Consider the following 13,968-nt stretch of genomic DNA (forward strand, 5'->3'; position numbering starts at 1 on the left):
AAATACGCTTAGATGAAGTCAAGAGAATTAGAGGCGATTGTAATAGGAGCTACAGGTCTGGTAGGCTCTGAACTTGTAAAACAGTTACTTATTGATGATGATTACTCCAAAGTAAGGGTTCTACATCGAAGACCAACTGGTGTCAAGCATGATAAATTAGAAGAGTTTATCATCGATTTTGACAAACCCCAAACATGGAAGGATCTAATGCAAGGAAATGTTCTATTTTCTACTTTGGGAACAACTATGTCCGCGGCTGGTAGTAAGGATGAACAGTACAAAGTGGATTATACTTACCAGTATGAGATGGCGAAAGCAGCAGCGGATAACGATGTTGAACACTATGTTTTGGTTTCTTCAGCCGGAGCTCACCCAAAATCGCGTATTTTTTACTCTAGGATGAAAGGTGAATTAGAAGAAGCCGTAAAGAAATTAGAATTTAAGTCCATTCATATACTTCAACCAAGCATCTTGTCTGGAGACAGAAGTGAGAATAGGGTAGGAGAAAAAATCGGATTAGCCCTAGTGAAAGCGGTTTCATGGGTTCCATTTGTCAAGAAATATCGACCCATTCGAGATCAAGAGGTTGCGACAGCGATGAGGACTTGTGTCCTAAGGAATAATTTGGGCACGCATACCTATAAATTAGATGAAATCTTCAATATGAATTAGGATATTCGGCTGTAGCTCTTATATTTTTTTTGAATCCTGATCATCTCATTCCTTAAGGTCAAATTTTCTGGTAATTCTAGCCTCGGATCGGCAGATAGAATCTTTTCTGCTATGTGTCTGGCTGCGGTAAGTATTGGAGTGTCAGTAGCAAGGTTGGCAATGGCAAAATCCAGATAACCAGATTGTTGAACTCCCTCTATGTTTCCAGCGCCTCTCAATTGCATATCGGCCTCAGCAATTTCAAAACCGTTATTGGTCCGAACCATGGTTTGAATTCTTTCTTTTCCCTCCTTAGAAACTTTATAGGAGGTCATTAAAATGCAATATGATTGCTCGGCTCCACGGCCCACTCGTCCCCTCAATTGGTGTAACTGGGATAAGCCAAATCGTTCAGAGTTTTCAATGATCATGACAGTGGCATTAGGCACATTGACACCGACTTCTATCACAGTGGTGGCTACCATGATGTGCGTTTTTCCGGTCACAAATCTTTCCATCTCAAAATCCTTGTCCTTAGGTTTCATTTTGCCGTGTACGACACTGATATTAAACCTTTCCGGAGGAAAATATTGGAGCAACATCTCATAGCCAGCATTCAAGTTCTGCAGATCGAGTTTTTCAGATTCTTCGATTAAAGGATAAACCACATATATCTGCCTTCCTTTTTGTATTTCATGATGCATGAAGTTGAGTACATGAGGCCTTCTTGATTCCGTAAAATGCTTGGTGGTGACTTCTTTACGACCAGGTGGTAGTTCATCTATGATGGAGACATCTAAGTCACCGTAGAGGGTCATAGCAAGAGTTCTGGGAATGGGGGTTGCTGTCATGACCAACACATGTGGCGGCATGGTTTTATTTTTACCCCATAACTTAGCACGTTGAACCACCCCGAAGCGGTGTTGCTCGTCTATGATGGCCAAGCCCAAGTTTTTAAATTTGACAGGATCTTCAATGAGGGCATGCGTGCCGATCAGTATGTCAATGTCACCCTCTTTAAGCATCTTCAATAACTCTTTTCGCTTTTTACCTTTGACGTTTCCAGATAGAAAGCCGATTTTAAGCCCTAACCCTGAAACGTACTCTAAAACAGAAGCATAATGTTGCCGAGCGAGTATTTCTGTGGGCGCCATCATGCAGTTTTGAAAACCATTGTCAATGGCAATTAACATGCACATCAATGCTACCATGGTTTTACCACTTCCGACATCACCCTGAACCAATCTATTCATATGAATTCCAGATCCTAAATCTGCTCTGATTTCTTTGATGACTCTTTTCTGAGCGCTGGTCAATTCAAAAGGTAGTTTTTCAGAGAAAAATCGATTGAACTTCTCCCCCACTTTTTCAAAAACATGACCTTTAATGGTTTGCTTCCGAATGTTGCGAGTCTGAAGTAGCCTCATCTGCATAAAGAATAGTTCTTCAAACTTCATTCTTTTTTGAGCTTCTTCTAGGGCAGATTGACTGGTTGGAAAATGCAACTCTTTTAAAGCTTGATATTTGCCGATTAACTTAAGCCTTTCTAATAAGTAAGAAGGTAAAGTTTCGTGTATGGCACCTGCAGGCATTTTTTCGAAAAGTGCTTGCATTGCTTTTCTGATACCTTTCGCATCTAAGCCTCTACTACTGAGTTTTTCTGTGGTATAGTAAACAGGATCAAAGGACCTTTGAACGCCTTTTTTTACTTTTTCAGAAAGTTCCATTTCAGGATGGGCAAATGATTTTTTGCCTTTATAAATTTTTAGCGTGCCATAAAGCACATATTCAGAACCTATCTGTAGTATTTCGCTTAAAACTTTTGCTCTTTGGAACCAAATGAGCTCGACAAATCCAGATGGATCTTTGAACAGGCCTACTAGTCGACGGCGATTATTGGCTCCTTTGATTAATTCCAAGGAAGTCAGGTAGCCTTTTAATTGAACAGTTTCACCATCTGTCTTCAGATCTTTGATGAGTTGAAAGGAAGATTTATCAATGTAACGAAATGGAAAATTATAAATGAAATCGCCGTACTTGAAAACCTGAATCTCTGTCTTTAGAAGATCTGCACGTGCAGGACCTATTCCTTTTAGATATTCAATAGGAGTATCGAGATAGTGAGACACCAGAATAATGTTTTATGCGAATGTATGATATTTTAAAAACATATGCTTTTGACTAATTTGGAGAATACTAATATCATCTGGGTGATCGAGGTAAAAGCGGATATAGAGATTAAGATCAAGAGTAGTAGTGAGATCTTTACTATCTTTGATTCTTTAAAGTAAAAATTCAGTATGGCATCGAAAAGAAATTTGCAGGTAGCAGAAATAATCAAGAGAAATATGGGCATGGTTTTTTTTCAGGAAGGACCATATATTTATGGAGATGCATTGGTTACAGTGACCAATGTTCAGGTTACTCCGGACATGAGTCAATCAAAAATTTATCTTTCCATTTATAATACTGATGATAAGAATGCAGTAGTTGAAATGGTTCAACAACATACGCATCGACTGCGTCAGTTATTAGCTCATCGCATCAAAAAGCATGTTAGACGCATCCCTACCATACATTTTTTCATTGATGAAACGCTGGATGAGATGTATAGATTGAACGCCTTATTTGATAACATTCACGAAGAAGAGTGAGCGGTACGAAGTAATCACGCCAGCGGCGTGATAGCGAACGAACCGGCAGCAAACCTGCCGGATGGGAGGGCAGCGGTACGAAGTAATCACGCCAGCGGCGTGATAGCGAACGAACCGGCAGCAAACCTGCCGGATGGGAGGGCAGCGGTACGAAGTAATCACGCCAGCGGCGTGATAGCGAATGTGACCGACTGTTGCGAAGCAAATTGCACTACTTCTCTACACTAATTAATCTTGCCAGAGAAGTACGAATCTCTTTCTTTTCCGAATCACACTGTATTTCAACATAATCACGACCTATTTCATTTAAGATGAAATCCTGATTAGGCAATAATCCTAGCTCCCACAGTTCACTTTCGATGGCATCACTGATTTGCTTCGAAGCTATCTTAGCTTTACTTTTTGGGTGGAGATCGATAATTGACAGCTTAGGTCGTGTAAACTTCTGAGGAATGGGACTACCATGAGGGTCTTTTTCCGGATAGCCGAGCAGGTGATCCACTTCGTCCAAAAATTCCGAGGACATATGATGTTCCATTTTCTCTGCTTCATCATGGATCTGTTCTTCATTTAATCCTACTTTGTCCACAAGATAGGTTTCCCAAAGCCTGTGCGCTCGAACCAGGACCTCACCAGCGGAAAGTCCCTTGTCAGTGAGTTTAAACCTACCATTCTTCCATTGACCCAAACCCTCTTTACTCAATTGCTGTAAAAGGGTTTTGACCTGACCTTTTGAAAAATCAAGTTTATCGGTAAAATATGACACATCCAGCACAATACCATCATCAGCCTTGACCGCTTGCTTCAAGATATCTTCTTGTTCAATTTTTAATCTCTGTCGCTGCTTCCGAATGTAGCGAACTGCCAAGCCTTTTTTTGGTGAAAATACGGCAGCTATTAAATATAAACCAGTAACTACCACAGTCATAGCCGGCCCTGGAGTTGTGTTGAATATGATGGATATGATTAAACCGAGATTCGCAGATATAAGCCCAATAATTGCTGATATGATCAGCACATTTTTCAATTTATTCGAAAGTAACAAAGCTGTTGATGCTGGTGTGATCAACATGGCGACCACCAGGATGACACCGACACTTCTTAGAGCAGAAACTACTGCAAATGAAAGTAAAAGCATCAAGAAATAATGAATCATTTTTACAGATATTCCCATGGTCTGGGCAATGGTCTCTTGAAAAGTCGTGATGAAGAGATACCGGTAAAATACAACCACCGAAGCCAGGACAAAAATGCAAACGGTACCCGTAATGTAAATATCTTCAGGGCTAATACTTAAAGTCGTCCCAAACAAAAAATCAGATAAATCTAAATGTACTCCTTCGCCCTGAGAAATGTATGAAATACCCATCACTCCTATAGCAAACATCGTTGTGAAAACAATACCAATTGCTGCATCGTTTTTGGTCTTTACATTGTGCTGAATCCAGGTGATGCCGAATGCAGTGAATAAGCCTGCCACTACTGAACCCAAAAAGAATCCGATGGTACTGTAGCCCACAAGGATAAAAGCTACAAAAATACCAGGCAAAATGGCATGTGCCAGAGCATCTCCGATCAATGACATGTTCCTCAGCACTATGAAGCAGCCAATAACACCACACATGATACCCACCAGTGAAGAAGCAATCATTGCTCTTATAGCCCATCCGGAACTCAACGCATCTATCAATAAGTCCATCATGCAAATCTAAGTCATATTTAAGACTAATCAAAATTAATTTTTAGATGCATCTAAAAAATTGCTCAACATTCCTTCTTTCATGGCATATTTTGAAACTATAATTTTATCAATTTTCAGTTGGCTCAGCATATATTTAATAAGCTGAAATGCAACGACAATCAATTGTGCTCTGTCTTTTGGAATGTCCTCTCTGCTTAGCCTCTCATCGAGACTAGCACTAACGATTTCTTCATAAAAATCCAGGAAGGAAGATATCGGAACATCCATTTGTAAAGCCTCATCTTGGTCTGAAGCCATCTTTGAAAGTACTTCAAATGAACCTGATGCACCTATTAGACTGGTAAATTTAGTATCCCGACATAAGTAAAGTAATTTAGCAATATGGTCGCGAATAAATTGATTGATCATCATGATTTCATCACGTGTGATGGGCTCACTTTTGTGAAACTGCCTTCTCAGCACGGCAATTCCAATCGGATAACTGTTGCTCCATACAAAGTGACCGGATTTGATTACAATAAATTCCACACTTCCACCGCCGATGTCCATGATCAGATGGTTACCTTCCTTTAAATCAGGGACAGCTAGTTTTACACCCTGGTAAATATACTTGGCCTCTGTGATGCCATCTATCACATCAACTTTAACCTTAAGACAATTTTCTATTTCATGCACTAAACTTAGACCATTAGAGGCTGTTCTCAGTGCGGCAGTGCCTGAACAAGAGATATGTGAAATTTCAAAATGCTCAAGGTCTGTAGCAAATTGTTGCACACATGTAAGTGCTTTGTTATATGCCTCCTGGCTTATTCTTTCGATCCCATCCTTCGCTAAATGAATGTATTCACGCCGACGAAAATGCTCTATTAATCTTCCTTCCTCATTAAAGGAAGCGATAAGCAAGTGAAAAGTATTTGTCCCTAAATCAATAGCTGCATACTTCTCCATGCCACTACATCTGCTGTGCTTGTGCTAGAATTTTTCGATAAAATTCTATCCCTTCATTGGTGAAACTCGCACTGTAGACAGGAAGCCCATTTTCATAAAATAAGTAATAGGTACAGGTGGGCTCAAAGAAGATTTTAGCATCCAAAACGATTTCTCCATTTTCCTGAAAGATCTGTTGAGCGAAGTAAGGACAATCTGGATTATAATTACTGGGCTGTACGTTGTTAATATGCCTCATCGTTTGCTGAATCGATGATTTGTCTTCCTGTGAAATACTAAATGGAAGATTGGGAAATATAAAATCTATGTAATCGCAATTTTCATATACATCCAAGAGGATTTCTGTAGGAATAGCGGGTGGAGGGGTGACATTAGCTGACTTCGATTGATCGCTAGCACTTGCAGAAGCACCCTCCAAACTTGATGAACGCTCACCACTATTGTTACATGCTAACAGACAACCAATAAGTAACAAATTGATTACAAATCTCATAAAACAAGTGTTAAAAAGTATATTCCGTCCTCAATGTAAGAAAATATCCAAGGAGTCTTTCTCTTTCTCTTCCAGGAAAAGTTTCTAATTCATATAGCGTAGTAAGTGACCTGGAATATCTCAATGAAATGGACCAATTCTTAGAAAAGGCAAATCCACCCCCTAGCACCAAGCTTAGATCATAATCATTCAAATCTCGATCAATAGGAATAGGACTTTCTTCAGTATCACTTGAAATCAAATAGGCATTGGCTAAGCCCCCGTGTAAGTTGACCTTATAATAGGATTCTTCAGGAACCCACCAGTCGTTCCACTTTAATATGAGCGGCATAGAAATATAATTTAAGCCAAATCTGTAAGTTTCGGAGTAAATGTTATAGATTAAAGCAGTTCGTGATCCTCGCTGGCAATACAAAAATTCTAGTCCTAAATCAAAACTGGGGCTCAATGGAAACTCAACTTTTACTCCTGCTGTAAGTCCATATTTATGGTATCCAGCCAGGTCGTCACCATCTATTTGCGAAGCATTGACCCCAATAATTGCGCTGCCCTTAAAGAACGATTGTGCTTCTACAGATATAAAGGAAATTAATATGAAAAATGCTATTTTTGCTGTATTCATGGTACGCAAAATTAAGAGATAAGCGAAAATGATGAAATATACGAGAAATAATCTGAAAAAGATCGAGCAATATCTTGCGGATCATGACTATAAATTGATCTATGAAAAAGGTCATTTTAAATCTGGATATTGCATCGTTAATGATTCAAACATTATTGTCGTCAATAAGTTTTTTGATGTAGAAGGTCGGATTAATGTACTTCAGGAAATTATTCCTCAACTCGACTTGACGGACGGAATCTTCGAAAATTAATTGATGAAAATTACATTTCTGGGTACAGGTACTTCTCAAGGCATACCCGTGATTGGTTGCAAATGTTCTGCATGTCTTTCTGATGATCACAGAGATAATCGATTAAGAACTTCGGTTTTCGTTGAGGTTGGTAAAACCAGTATTTGCATTGATGTAGGTCCGGATTTCAGACAACAAATGCTGGCCCATTCGATTGATAAGCTTGATGCTGTTCTGCTGACCCATGAGCACAACGATCATATGATAGGTGCAGATGACCTTCGACCTTTCAATTTCAGACAGAGAAAAGACATGCCTATTTATGGTGAGCAGAGGGTGCTGGATGAAGTAAAGAAACGATTTGAGTATGCCTTTACATCCAACCCCTATCCAGGAAGTCCTAAATTTTTAATGGAATCTATTTCTGATGACCAGTCGTTTGATGTCAATGGTTTAAGTGTAACTCCCGTTCGAGTGCACCATGGATCTTTGCCTATATTAGGGTATCGAATAGGTGGGTTCTGCTATTTAACAGATGTGAAGACCATACCCGAAAATGAATTTAAAAAATTGAAAAATTTAGATGTTATAGTTCTGAATGCGCTTCGGAAAAAAGAGCATCATTCACACTTGACTATTGATGAGGCTGTTCAGATGAGTAAAAAAATAGGCGCGGAGCAAACTTATTTGACTCATTTTTCACATGATATTGGGCCTGTCCAGGAATGGGAGCAAGAATTACCGAAGAGTGTTTTACCGGCATACGATGGCTTGGAAGTATATATCAGTGACGCTGAGTGATATAACTGCATTTTTTTTCATATTTTGGTAACTTTTAATACCAATTTGCGTTTGATTAAAGAATGACATAAACCAGAATCGATACTTTGAATAGGTTTTTATTTCTCTTATTGATTATTTCTTCCAGTGCTATAGCTCAGCAGCCCATGCAGTTTAGCCAGTTTATGTTCAACAAATATCAGATGAATCCCGCATATGCAGGCTTTGAATATTCATTAAATGTTACAGGAGTTTACAGGTCACAATGGAATGAACTTCCTACGCAACCCAGGACTCAGAATGTAAATGCACATCTCCCAATGTACATATTGAATGGAGCTTTAGGGATTAATGTCGCCAATGAACAAATAGGCTATTTTAACAACACATTGGGTACCATTTCATACAATTACGTTTTGGAAACAACCTTGGGATTATTTTCCGGTGGGTTGAAGGCTGGCTTAATGCAAAGTGCTTTAAGTGGCTCACTTTTAAGGACACCGAGTGGTATCTACGAAGATCCCACCATTAGCCATCAAGATCCCATCCTCTCTGAATTAAATGAAAGCGGGGTAGGGGTGCTATATGGAGCGGGTGTCTATTTCATTGGGAATTTCTTCGAAGCGGGTCTTTCCATTTCGACTTTCCCTTCAACAAGTATATCGATTAGCGACACAAAGGTGGAGCTGATTCCATACATAAACTTCTATGGTGAATCTAATATTGACCTAAATGATAATTTAATTGTTGCACCTTCTATTATGGTCCGTTCCGATTTGGTACAGACTCAGATCGACGTGGCAGCCATTGCAAAATTATCTGGCAATATTTTTGGAGGATTAGGAGTGCGTGGTTATAATTCAAGGACATTAGATGCAGCGATTGTTTATGCAGGCTGGCGATTCAACGAACATTATACTTTGTCATATGCTTATGACATTGGTGTTTCAGCCCTAAGATCGGTACATGATGGAACGCATGAAATACTATTAAATTATAACCTCAATAAATTGATAGGAGCAGGATTACCCCCAAAGATTATTTATAATCCAAGGTACCTTTAAAATTCTTTTCCGCTTTTTGTTAAAAAAAAGTAAAATCAATAATAAAGAAAATTTTACGCCGTTAGTTTAGTGGCTTTTCCCGATAAAAGCGTCTATAGATTAAAGGTTTATATTTAGATTGAACAAAAGAAAGATTTCGGACTTAATTTTAGTCTGAATTTTGTATTAAAAACTTGCAGTAGAAACTAAGTTTGAAAGATGAAAAAGATTGTAAATTCTCTATTTTTACTTGCCTCGATTGTGATTGTCATGACTTCTTGTGGCAGCAGCAATTACGGTGAATTAACTGGTGTATTAGACCGTCCTTCCTGGAGTGGTATAAATCCATATGGTATGGTGTACATACCATCTGGGACATTGCACATAGGCCAGAGTGACCAGGATGTATTTTCCACATATACTCAACGACCCAAGGCCATTTCCATTGCCGGATTCTTTATGGATGATACCGAAATTACCAATAATGAGTACAGGCAGTTTGTTTATTGGGTAAGAGATTCAATAGCTCACACCATTATGGGTGATTTTACCGAGGATGAATATGGTAATGAAAGATTGGACTGGGAATATGAATTAGACTACACCGATGAGACCTTAGATGAAATGTTCTATCAAGGTGACATGGCTTTTAATGGTAAGAGAGAGTTAGATACCAGACAAATGAACTACGCCTATGAGTGGATTGACTGGAAAAAAGCTGCAAGTGGCGCTGAAAGAACAAGTTTAATCAATAGAGATGAAGTAAATATTTATCCAGACACATTGGCTTGGATACGAGATTTTGCATATTCATACAATGAGCCTTTCGCTAGAAATTATTTCTGGCATCCTGCTTTTGATGATTATCCAGTAGTGGGAGTTAATTGGAAAATGGCTAAAGCTTTCTGTCACTGGAGATCTGCTTTATGGAACAAGTACAATGATAGTGGAGTTAATACCGAAAACTTCAGATTGCCTACGGAAAGTGAATGGGAATATGCGGCAAGAGGAGGAAAAGATTTATCTCCATATCCATGGGGAGGACCATATGTCAGAAACGCCAAAGGATGTCTGTTGGCTAACTTTAAGCCAGGAAGAGGTAATTATCCGGAAGATGGTGGAATGACTACTGTGCCTGCAGATGCCTACTTTCCTAATGACTATGGCTTATACTGTATGGCGGGAAATGTTGCTGAATGGACTGAAACTGCCTATGAGCCCAATGCTTATAGCTTTGTTCATGATTTGAATCCTGATTTGAAATATGATGCTAAGGAAGATGACCCAGACGTTCTTAAAAGAAAAGTATTAAGAGGAGGTTCATGGAAAGATATTTCTTACTTCATTCAGACTGGAACCAGACATTGGGAATTTCAGGATACAACAAAATCATACATAGGATTCAGATGTGCATTGACTTATCTGGGACGTTCTATTAATGATTTTAAATAAATGACAATTTTTAATCATAGCACCTCGTTCAGCTGTGGTGCTATGAATGACATAAACTACCAACTCATTATTAGTGCTGCATATGTGGTACAAAGCTCAAAGTCGATACTTGAATCGGCATCTAATTAACATTATTTATTCAACTAACTTTAAATTGTAAAAAAATGAGTTTCTTAAAATCAAAGGGTTTCAAATATTTCAAAAACTTACTTATTGGATTAGGTGCAGCGGCTGTAATGTTGGGAGCCTTGGGTAAGATTAATAGTGAGCCATGGGGTGGTACTATGATTACCATTGGTCTGATTACGGAGGCAGTACTATTCGCTTTTCTTGGAATAATTGGCCCTGAAAAAGACTATTACTGGGAAAAATTATATCCAGGTCTGGATAATTACAAAGCAAATTTATCTCCTCTTTCCGCTGGAGCAGTTGGTTCAGCTGAAACATTCAAACCTTTGGATGGAGAATCTGTAGATAACAAACTAGGAGGAATGCTTGATGAGCTTCAATCTATGTCTCGAAGCTTAGGAGCGTTAAAATCACTTCAGGAAGTAGATTTCTCTGAAACTTCAGAACAACTTAAGTCCATGCATAATTTCTATTCAAGAATGAATGAAGCAATGGCTACACTAAACGACACTGTAGAAGATACAAAATTATATAAGGAGCAAATGGTTTCTCTTAATAGAAACTTGACTTCGTTAAATTCTGTTTACGGAAATGTACTAAGTGCTTTTAATGCACCGATTGCAAGAACGTAATTGAAAACCATTAGCTAACTATTTAAAATAATAAAAAATGTCAATACCAAAGGAACCGCGCCAGCTGATGATCAACATCATGTATCTGGTTTTGACGGCAATGTTGGCTCTAAATGTGTCTGCTGAAATTTTTAATGCCTTTAAAATTGTTGATAAAGGTCTTATAAAATCAAATGCTGCTTTAGAGCAATCCAATGATGCCATCATTCCAGCCATTCAGGATGGTGCAAAAAAGAAAGAGTCCTTAGCACAGTATGCTGAAAGAATAGAGCCTGCGAGAGAGCTTTCGAATAATATGGAAGCACAGATTGAGCAACTTATGGAAGATATGATTGCTGCAACCAATGGATGGGTAGAAGATAAAGAAACTGGAGCTCAGACAGACGATCTTAAAGGAAAGAAGAACATGGATATCACTACCAGATACCTGGTAGAAGAGGGGAATGGAGCAAAACTTAAGCAAGCTCTTATCGATTACAAAGATGAGATCATGCAATTAGTTGATGAAGAAGACAGATCTGAATTTGAAAAGAACGTTGCCGTAACTATCGATGATCAAACATGGAGAGAAAAAGGAAAAGCTTCCTGGTCTCATATGAATTTTGACCATATGCCTTTACAAGCCACTCTGCCAATATTTAGAAAGTTTCAGAATGATGTAAAATCTACTGAATCAGCTTTCTTAAATTACTTAGCTGGAAAAGTGGGAACTACTACAGATGTAGTACTTGATAAGTTTACTGTGGTTTCAGCACCTGAAAAATCTTATGTTATTAAGGGTGAGAAATTTAAAACGGATGTATTCTTATCTGCTTTCGCAGGTGCTGACTCTAAAACAGGAATAAGCATTAGTGTCAATGGAAAGGCTTTACCTGTCAACAGTGAAGGAATTGCTACTTTTGAGCAAACTGCTTCTTCTGTAGGTATCAAGAAGTTTGACGCTGTCGCAAGCATTAGAAATCCGGTGACCGATGAGGTTCAAACTTTTAGAAAGACTTTCGAATATGAAGTAGGTGAAAGATCTGTTTCAGTTTCTGCTTCTAAGATGAATGTATTCTATATTGGAGTGGATAACCCAGTAGAAGTTTCTGCTGCAGGTGTACCTTCAGGTCAAATACAAGTGAGCGCAGGTGGAGCTGGTGGACCTAAAATCAAGAAGAATGGTGACGGAACTTATACCGTTAATGTGAGTAGACCGACCGCTAAAGGTGAATTTGCAGAGATTAGAGTTTCTGCTCCTGGTCTAAATGCAACTAAAGATTTCAGAGTGAAAAGAATACCTGATCCAATTGCTAAACTTTCAGGAAAATCTGGAGGGACTATGGGCGCAGGTCCATTTAAAGCGCAGATTGGTGTCTACGGAGACTTACAAAACTTTGACTTCGATGCAAAGTGTAACATCGCTGGATACAGAGTAGTCAGAGTAGCTAAAAGACAAGACCCTGAATTTTCTACAAATCCAGGTTCTAATTATACTGCTCAAACTCAGGCCATTATTGCCAAAGCGAAGCCAGGTGATACCTACTATTTTGAAAACGTTAAGTGTAAGTGTCCTGGAGACCCTGCACAAAGAGAATTGAACACTATGGTGTTCAACATAAATTAAATAAAAGGTTTTTTGAGAGTTCTCACTCTAATGAGAACTCTCGATTTTTAAATTCAAATATTGAAAAAGATGAATTTTGCTCTTAAATTTTTTAATGCTTTCCTTCTACTCGTTCTGGTAGTAGGATCGGTGAATGTTTCTACTGCTCAACGAGCTGAAGAAATCATGACTGAATCAAGCGAACCTGCTAACGAAGTGTTCTTAGATGGTGTGGTAGAAAAGAGATTGATGGTCGAGAACAGAGTTTTACCTTACGAGCCTATCAGAGAAGCTGATATTGCATGGGAGAAAAGAATATGGAGGGTAATCGATACAAGAGAAAAAAGAAACCTTGTATTCAGATATCCTGAAAAGTCTTTCTTTTCCATTATTCAGCAGTTGGCTAATGATGGTGAAATCAATGTTTTCAGAGATGATAGATTTACTGAAATCATCGAAAGCAATGAATTGACAGGTATTCTGAACAGAGTAGATACATCAGTAGTTTTTGACCCTGAAACTTATGAAGAGCAGATCAAAATCACTACTGAAGAGATCAATTGGGAAGACATTAAAAGATACAGAGTGAAAGAAGTATGGTTCTTTGATGAGGAAACTTCCAGAATGAGAGTAAGAATTCTCGGAATCGCTCCGATTAAGGAAGAATACGATGAAGACACTGGACTATTTAAATATGAGGCACCACTTTTCTGGGTTTACTACCCGCAGATTAGAGAGTCACTGTCTAAGTTCCAGGTCTTTAATGATTCAAATGATGCAGCTCCAATGACATGGTACGATTTATTCGAAGCCAGAGTTTTTGCCAGCTACATTTACAAGCAATCGAATGTTTTGGATTTAAGATTAAAGGATTACTTCGAAGAAAGTGATCAGTTAGGAATAGATGTGTTATTAGAAAGTCAAAAGATTAAAAATGATCTTTTCAATTTCGAGCACGACCTTTGGGAATTTTAAGAAAATAAACTTTAAGAGCATAAAAAAGGCGACTGAATATTCTTTCAGTCGCCTTTTTTTTTAATTACAT

The 13,968-nt window shown here is 38.5% G+C and carries 14 protein-coding genes; 9 read left to right on the plus strand and 5 right to left on the minus strand.

Annotation, left to right across the window (positions count from 1 at the left end):
• Positions 1-12: 12 nt before the first annotated feature.
• Positions 13-672 (plus strand): NAD(P)H-binding protein, encoded by a 660-nt coding sequence (locus L2567_RS05405; protein WP_235296727.1) that lies wholly within the window; start codon positions 13-15, stop codon positions 670-672.
• Here the strand turns inward: L2567_RS05405 and recG are convergent.
• Positions 669-2,780 carry an ATP-dependent DNA helicase RecG gene (gene recG / locus L2567_RS05410; protein ID WP_235296728.1) on the minus strand — a complete coding sequence of 704 codons (2,112 nt, stop codon included), beginning with the start codon at positions 2,778-2,780 and terminating at the stop codon, positions 669-671. The two genes, L2567_RS05405 and recG, sit on opposite strands and share 4 nt — an antisense overlap.
• Before the next feature lie 171 nt (positions 2,781-2,951).
• Here recG and rbfA point away from each other — a divergent pair, with 171 nt between their 5' ends.
• The gene (gene rbfA, locus L2567_RS05415; protein ID WP_235296729.1) at positions 2,952-3,305 is read left to right on the plus strand and encodes a 30S ribosome-binding factor RbfA; all 354 of its coding nucleotides are present in this window, start codon (positions 2,952-2,954) and stop codon (positions 3,303-3,305) included.
• Positions 3,306-3,516: 211 nt separating this feature from the next.
• Here rbfA and L2567_RS05420 read toward each other — a convergent pair whose 3' ends face one another.
• Genes L2567_RS05420 through L2567_RS05435 form a run of 4 tightly spaced genes read right to left on the minus strand, consistent with a single transcriptional unit; the run spans position 3,517 to position 7,070 of the window.
• The gene (locus tag L2567_RS05420; RefSeq protein WP_235296730.1) at positions 3,517-5,004 is read right to left on the minus strand and encodes a metal ABC transporter permease; all 1,488 of its coding nucleotides are present in this window, start codon (positions 5,002-5,004) and stop codon (positions 3,517-3,519) included.
• A gap of 36 nt (positions 5,005-5,040) precedes the next feature.
• Complete coding sequence (locus L2567_RS05425) at positions 5,041-5,955, minus strand: Ppx/GppA phosphatase family protein (RefSeq protein WP_235296731.1); 915 nt, start codon at positions 5,953-5,955, stop codon at positions 5,041-5,043.
• Between the two features lie 4 nt (positions 5,956-5,959).
• Positions 5,960-6,448, minus strand: coding sequence for a hypothetical protein (locus L2567_RS05430; RefSeq protein ID WP_235296732.1), 489 nt, complete (start codon positions 6,446-6,448; stop codon positions 5,960-5,962).
• A gap of 10 nt (positions 6,449-6,458) precedes the next feature.
• The gene (locus L2567_RS05435) at positions 6,459-7,070 is read right to left on the minus strand and encodes a porin family protein (protein WP_235296733.1); all 612 of its coding nucleotides are present in this window, start codon (positions 7,068-7,070) and stop codon (positions 6,459-6,461) included.
• Positions 7,071-7,101: 31 nt separating this feature from the next.
• Here L2567_RS05435 and L2567_RS05440 point away from each other — a divergent pair, with 31 nt between their 5' ends.
• The 7 genes from L2567_RS05440 to porN all read left to right on the plus strand — a co-directional run bounded on the left by L2567_RS05440 (position 7,102) and on the right by porN (position 13,898).
• On the plus strand, positions 7,102-7,323 hold the full coding sequence (locus L2567_RS05440) for a hypothetical protein (protein ID WP_235296734.1): 222 nt from the start codon (positions 7,102-7,104) through the stop codon (positions 7,321-7,323).
• A 3-nt stretch (positions 7,324-7,326) separates the two neighbouring features.
• Positions 7,327-8,103: an MBL fold metallo-hydrolase gene (locus L2567_RS05445; protein ID WP_235296735.1), complete on the plus strand. Its 777-nt coding sequence runs from the start codon at positions 7,327-7,329 to the stop codon at positions 8,101-8,103.
• An 86-nt stretch (positions 8,104-8,189) separates the two neighbouring features.
• Positions 8,190-9,146: a PorP/SprF family type IX secretion system membrane protein gene (locus tag L2567_RS05450; protein ID WP_235296736.1), complete on the plus strand. Its 957-nt coding sequence runs from the start codon at positions 8,190-8,192 to the stop codon at positions 9,144-9,146.
• Positions 9,147-9,344: 198 nt separating this feature from the next.
• Positions 9,345-10,577: a T9SS ring complex lipoprotein PorK/GldK gene (gene porK / locus L2567_RS05455; RefSeq protein ID WP_235296737.1), complete on the plus strand. Its 1,233-nt coding sequence runs from the start codon at positions 9,345-9,347 to the stop codon at positions 10,575-10,577.
• Positions 10,578-10,741: 164 nt separating this feature from the next.
• Positions 10,742-11,338, plus strand: coding sequence for a GldL-related protein (locus L2567_RS05460; RefSeq protein ID WP_235296738.1), 597 nt, complete (start codon positions 10,742-10,744; stop codon positions 11,336-11,338).
• A gap of 37 nt (positions 11,339-11,375) precedes the next feature.
• Entirely contained in the window at positions 11,376-12,944 is a 1,569-nt protein-coding gene (gene porM, locus L2567_RS05465) for a type IX secretion system motor protein PorM/GldM (protein WP_235296739.1), read from the plus strand.
• A 69-nt stretch (positions 12,945-13,013) separates the two neighbouring features.
• Positions 13,014-13,898: a type IX secretion system ring subunit PorN/GldN gene (gene porN, locus L2567_RS05470; RefSeq protein WP_235296740.1), complete on the plus strand. Its 885-nt coding sequence runs from the start codon at positions 13,014-13,016 to the stop codon at positions 13,896-13,898.
• Positions 13,899-13,968: the final 70 nt, after the last annotated feature.

It is taken from the genome of Portibacter marinus (genome assembly GCF_021533195.1).
Lineage (GTDB): Bacteria > Bacteroidota > Bacteroidia > Chitinophagales > Saprospiraceae > Portibacter > Portibacter marinus.

Coding starts and splice junctions, on each gene's coding strand:
- L2567_RS05405 (WP_235296727.1), top strand. CDS start 13: ATGAAGTCAAGAGAATTAGAGGCGATTGTAATAGGAGCTACAGGTCTG.
- rbfA (WP_235296729.1), top strand. CDS start 2,952: ATGGCATCGAAAAGAAATTTGCAGGTAGCAGAAATAATCAAGAGAAAT.
- L2567_RS05420 (WP_235296730.1), bottom strand. CDS start 5,004: ATGGACTTATTGATAGATGCGTTGAGTTCCGGATGGGCTATAAGAGCA.
- L2567_RS05425 (WP_235296731.1), bottom strand. CDS start 5,955: ATGGAGAAGTATGCAGCTATTGATTTAGGGACAAATACTTTTCACTTG.
- L2567_RS05430 (WP_235296732.1), bottom strand. CDS start 6,448: ATGAGATTTGTAATCAATTTGTTACTTATTGGTTGTCTGTTAGCATGT.
- L2567_RS05435 (WP_235296733.1), bottom strand. CDS start 7,070: ATGAATACAGCAAAAATAGCATTTTTCATATTAATTTCCTTTATATCT.
- L2567_RS05440 (WP_235296734.1), top strand. CDS start 7,102: ATGAAATATACGAGAAATAATCTGAAAAAGATCGAGCAATATCTTGCG.
- L2567_RS05445 (WP_235296735.1), top strand. CDS start 7,327: ATGAAAATTACATTTCTGGGTACAGGTACTTCTCAAGGCATACCCGTG.
- porK (WP_235296737.1), top strand. CDS start 9,345: ATGAAAAAGATTGTAAATTCTCTATTTTTACTTGCCTCGATTGTGATT.
- L2567_RS05460 (WP_235296738.1), top strand. CDS start 10,742: ATGAGTTTCTTAAAATCAAAGGGTTTCAAATATTTCAAAAACTTACTT.
- porM (WP_235296739.1), top strand. CDS start 11,376: ATGTCAATACCAAAGGAACCGCGCCAGCTGATGATCAACATCATGTAT.
- porN (WP_235296740.1), top strand. CDS start 13,014: ATGAATTTTGCTCTTAAATTTTTTAATGCTTTCCTTCTACTCGTTCTG.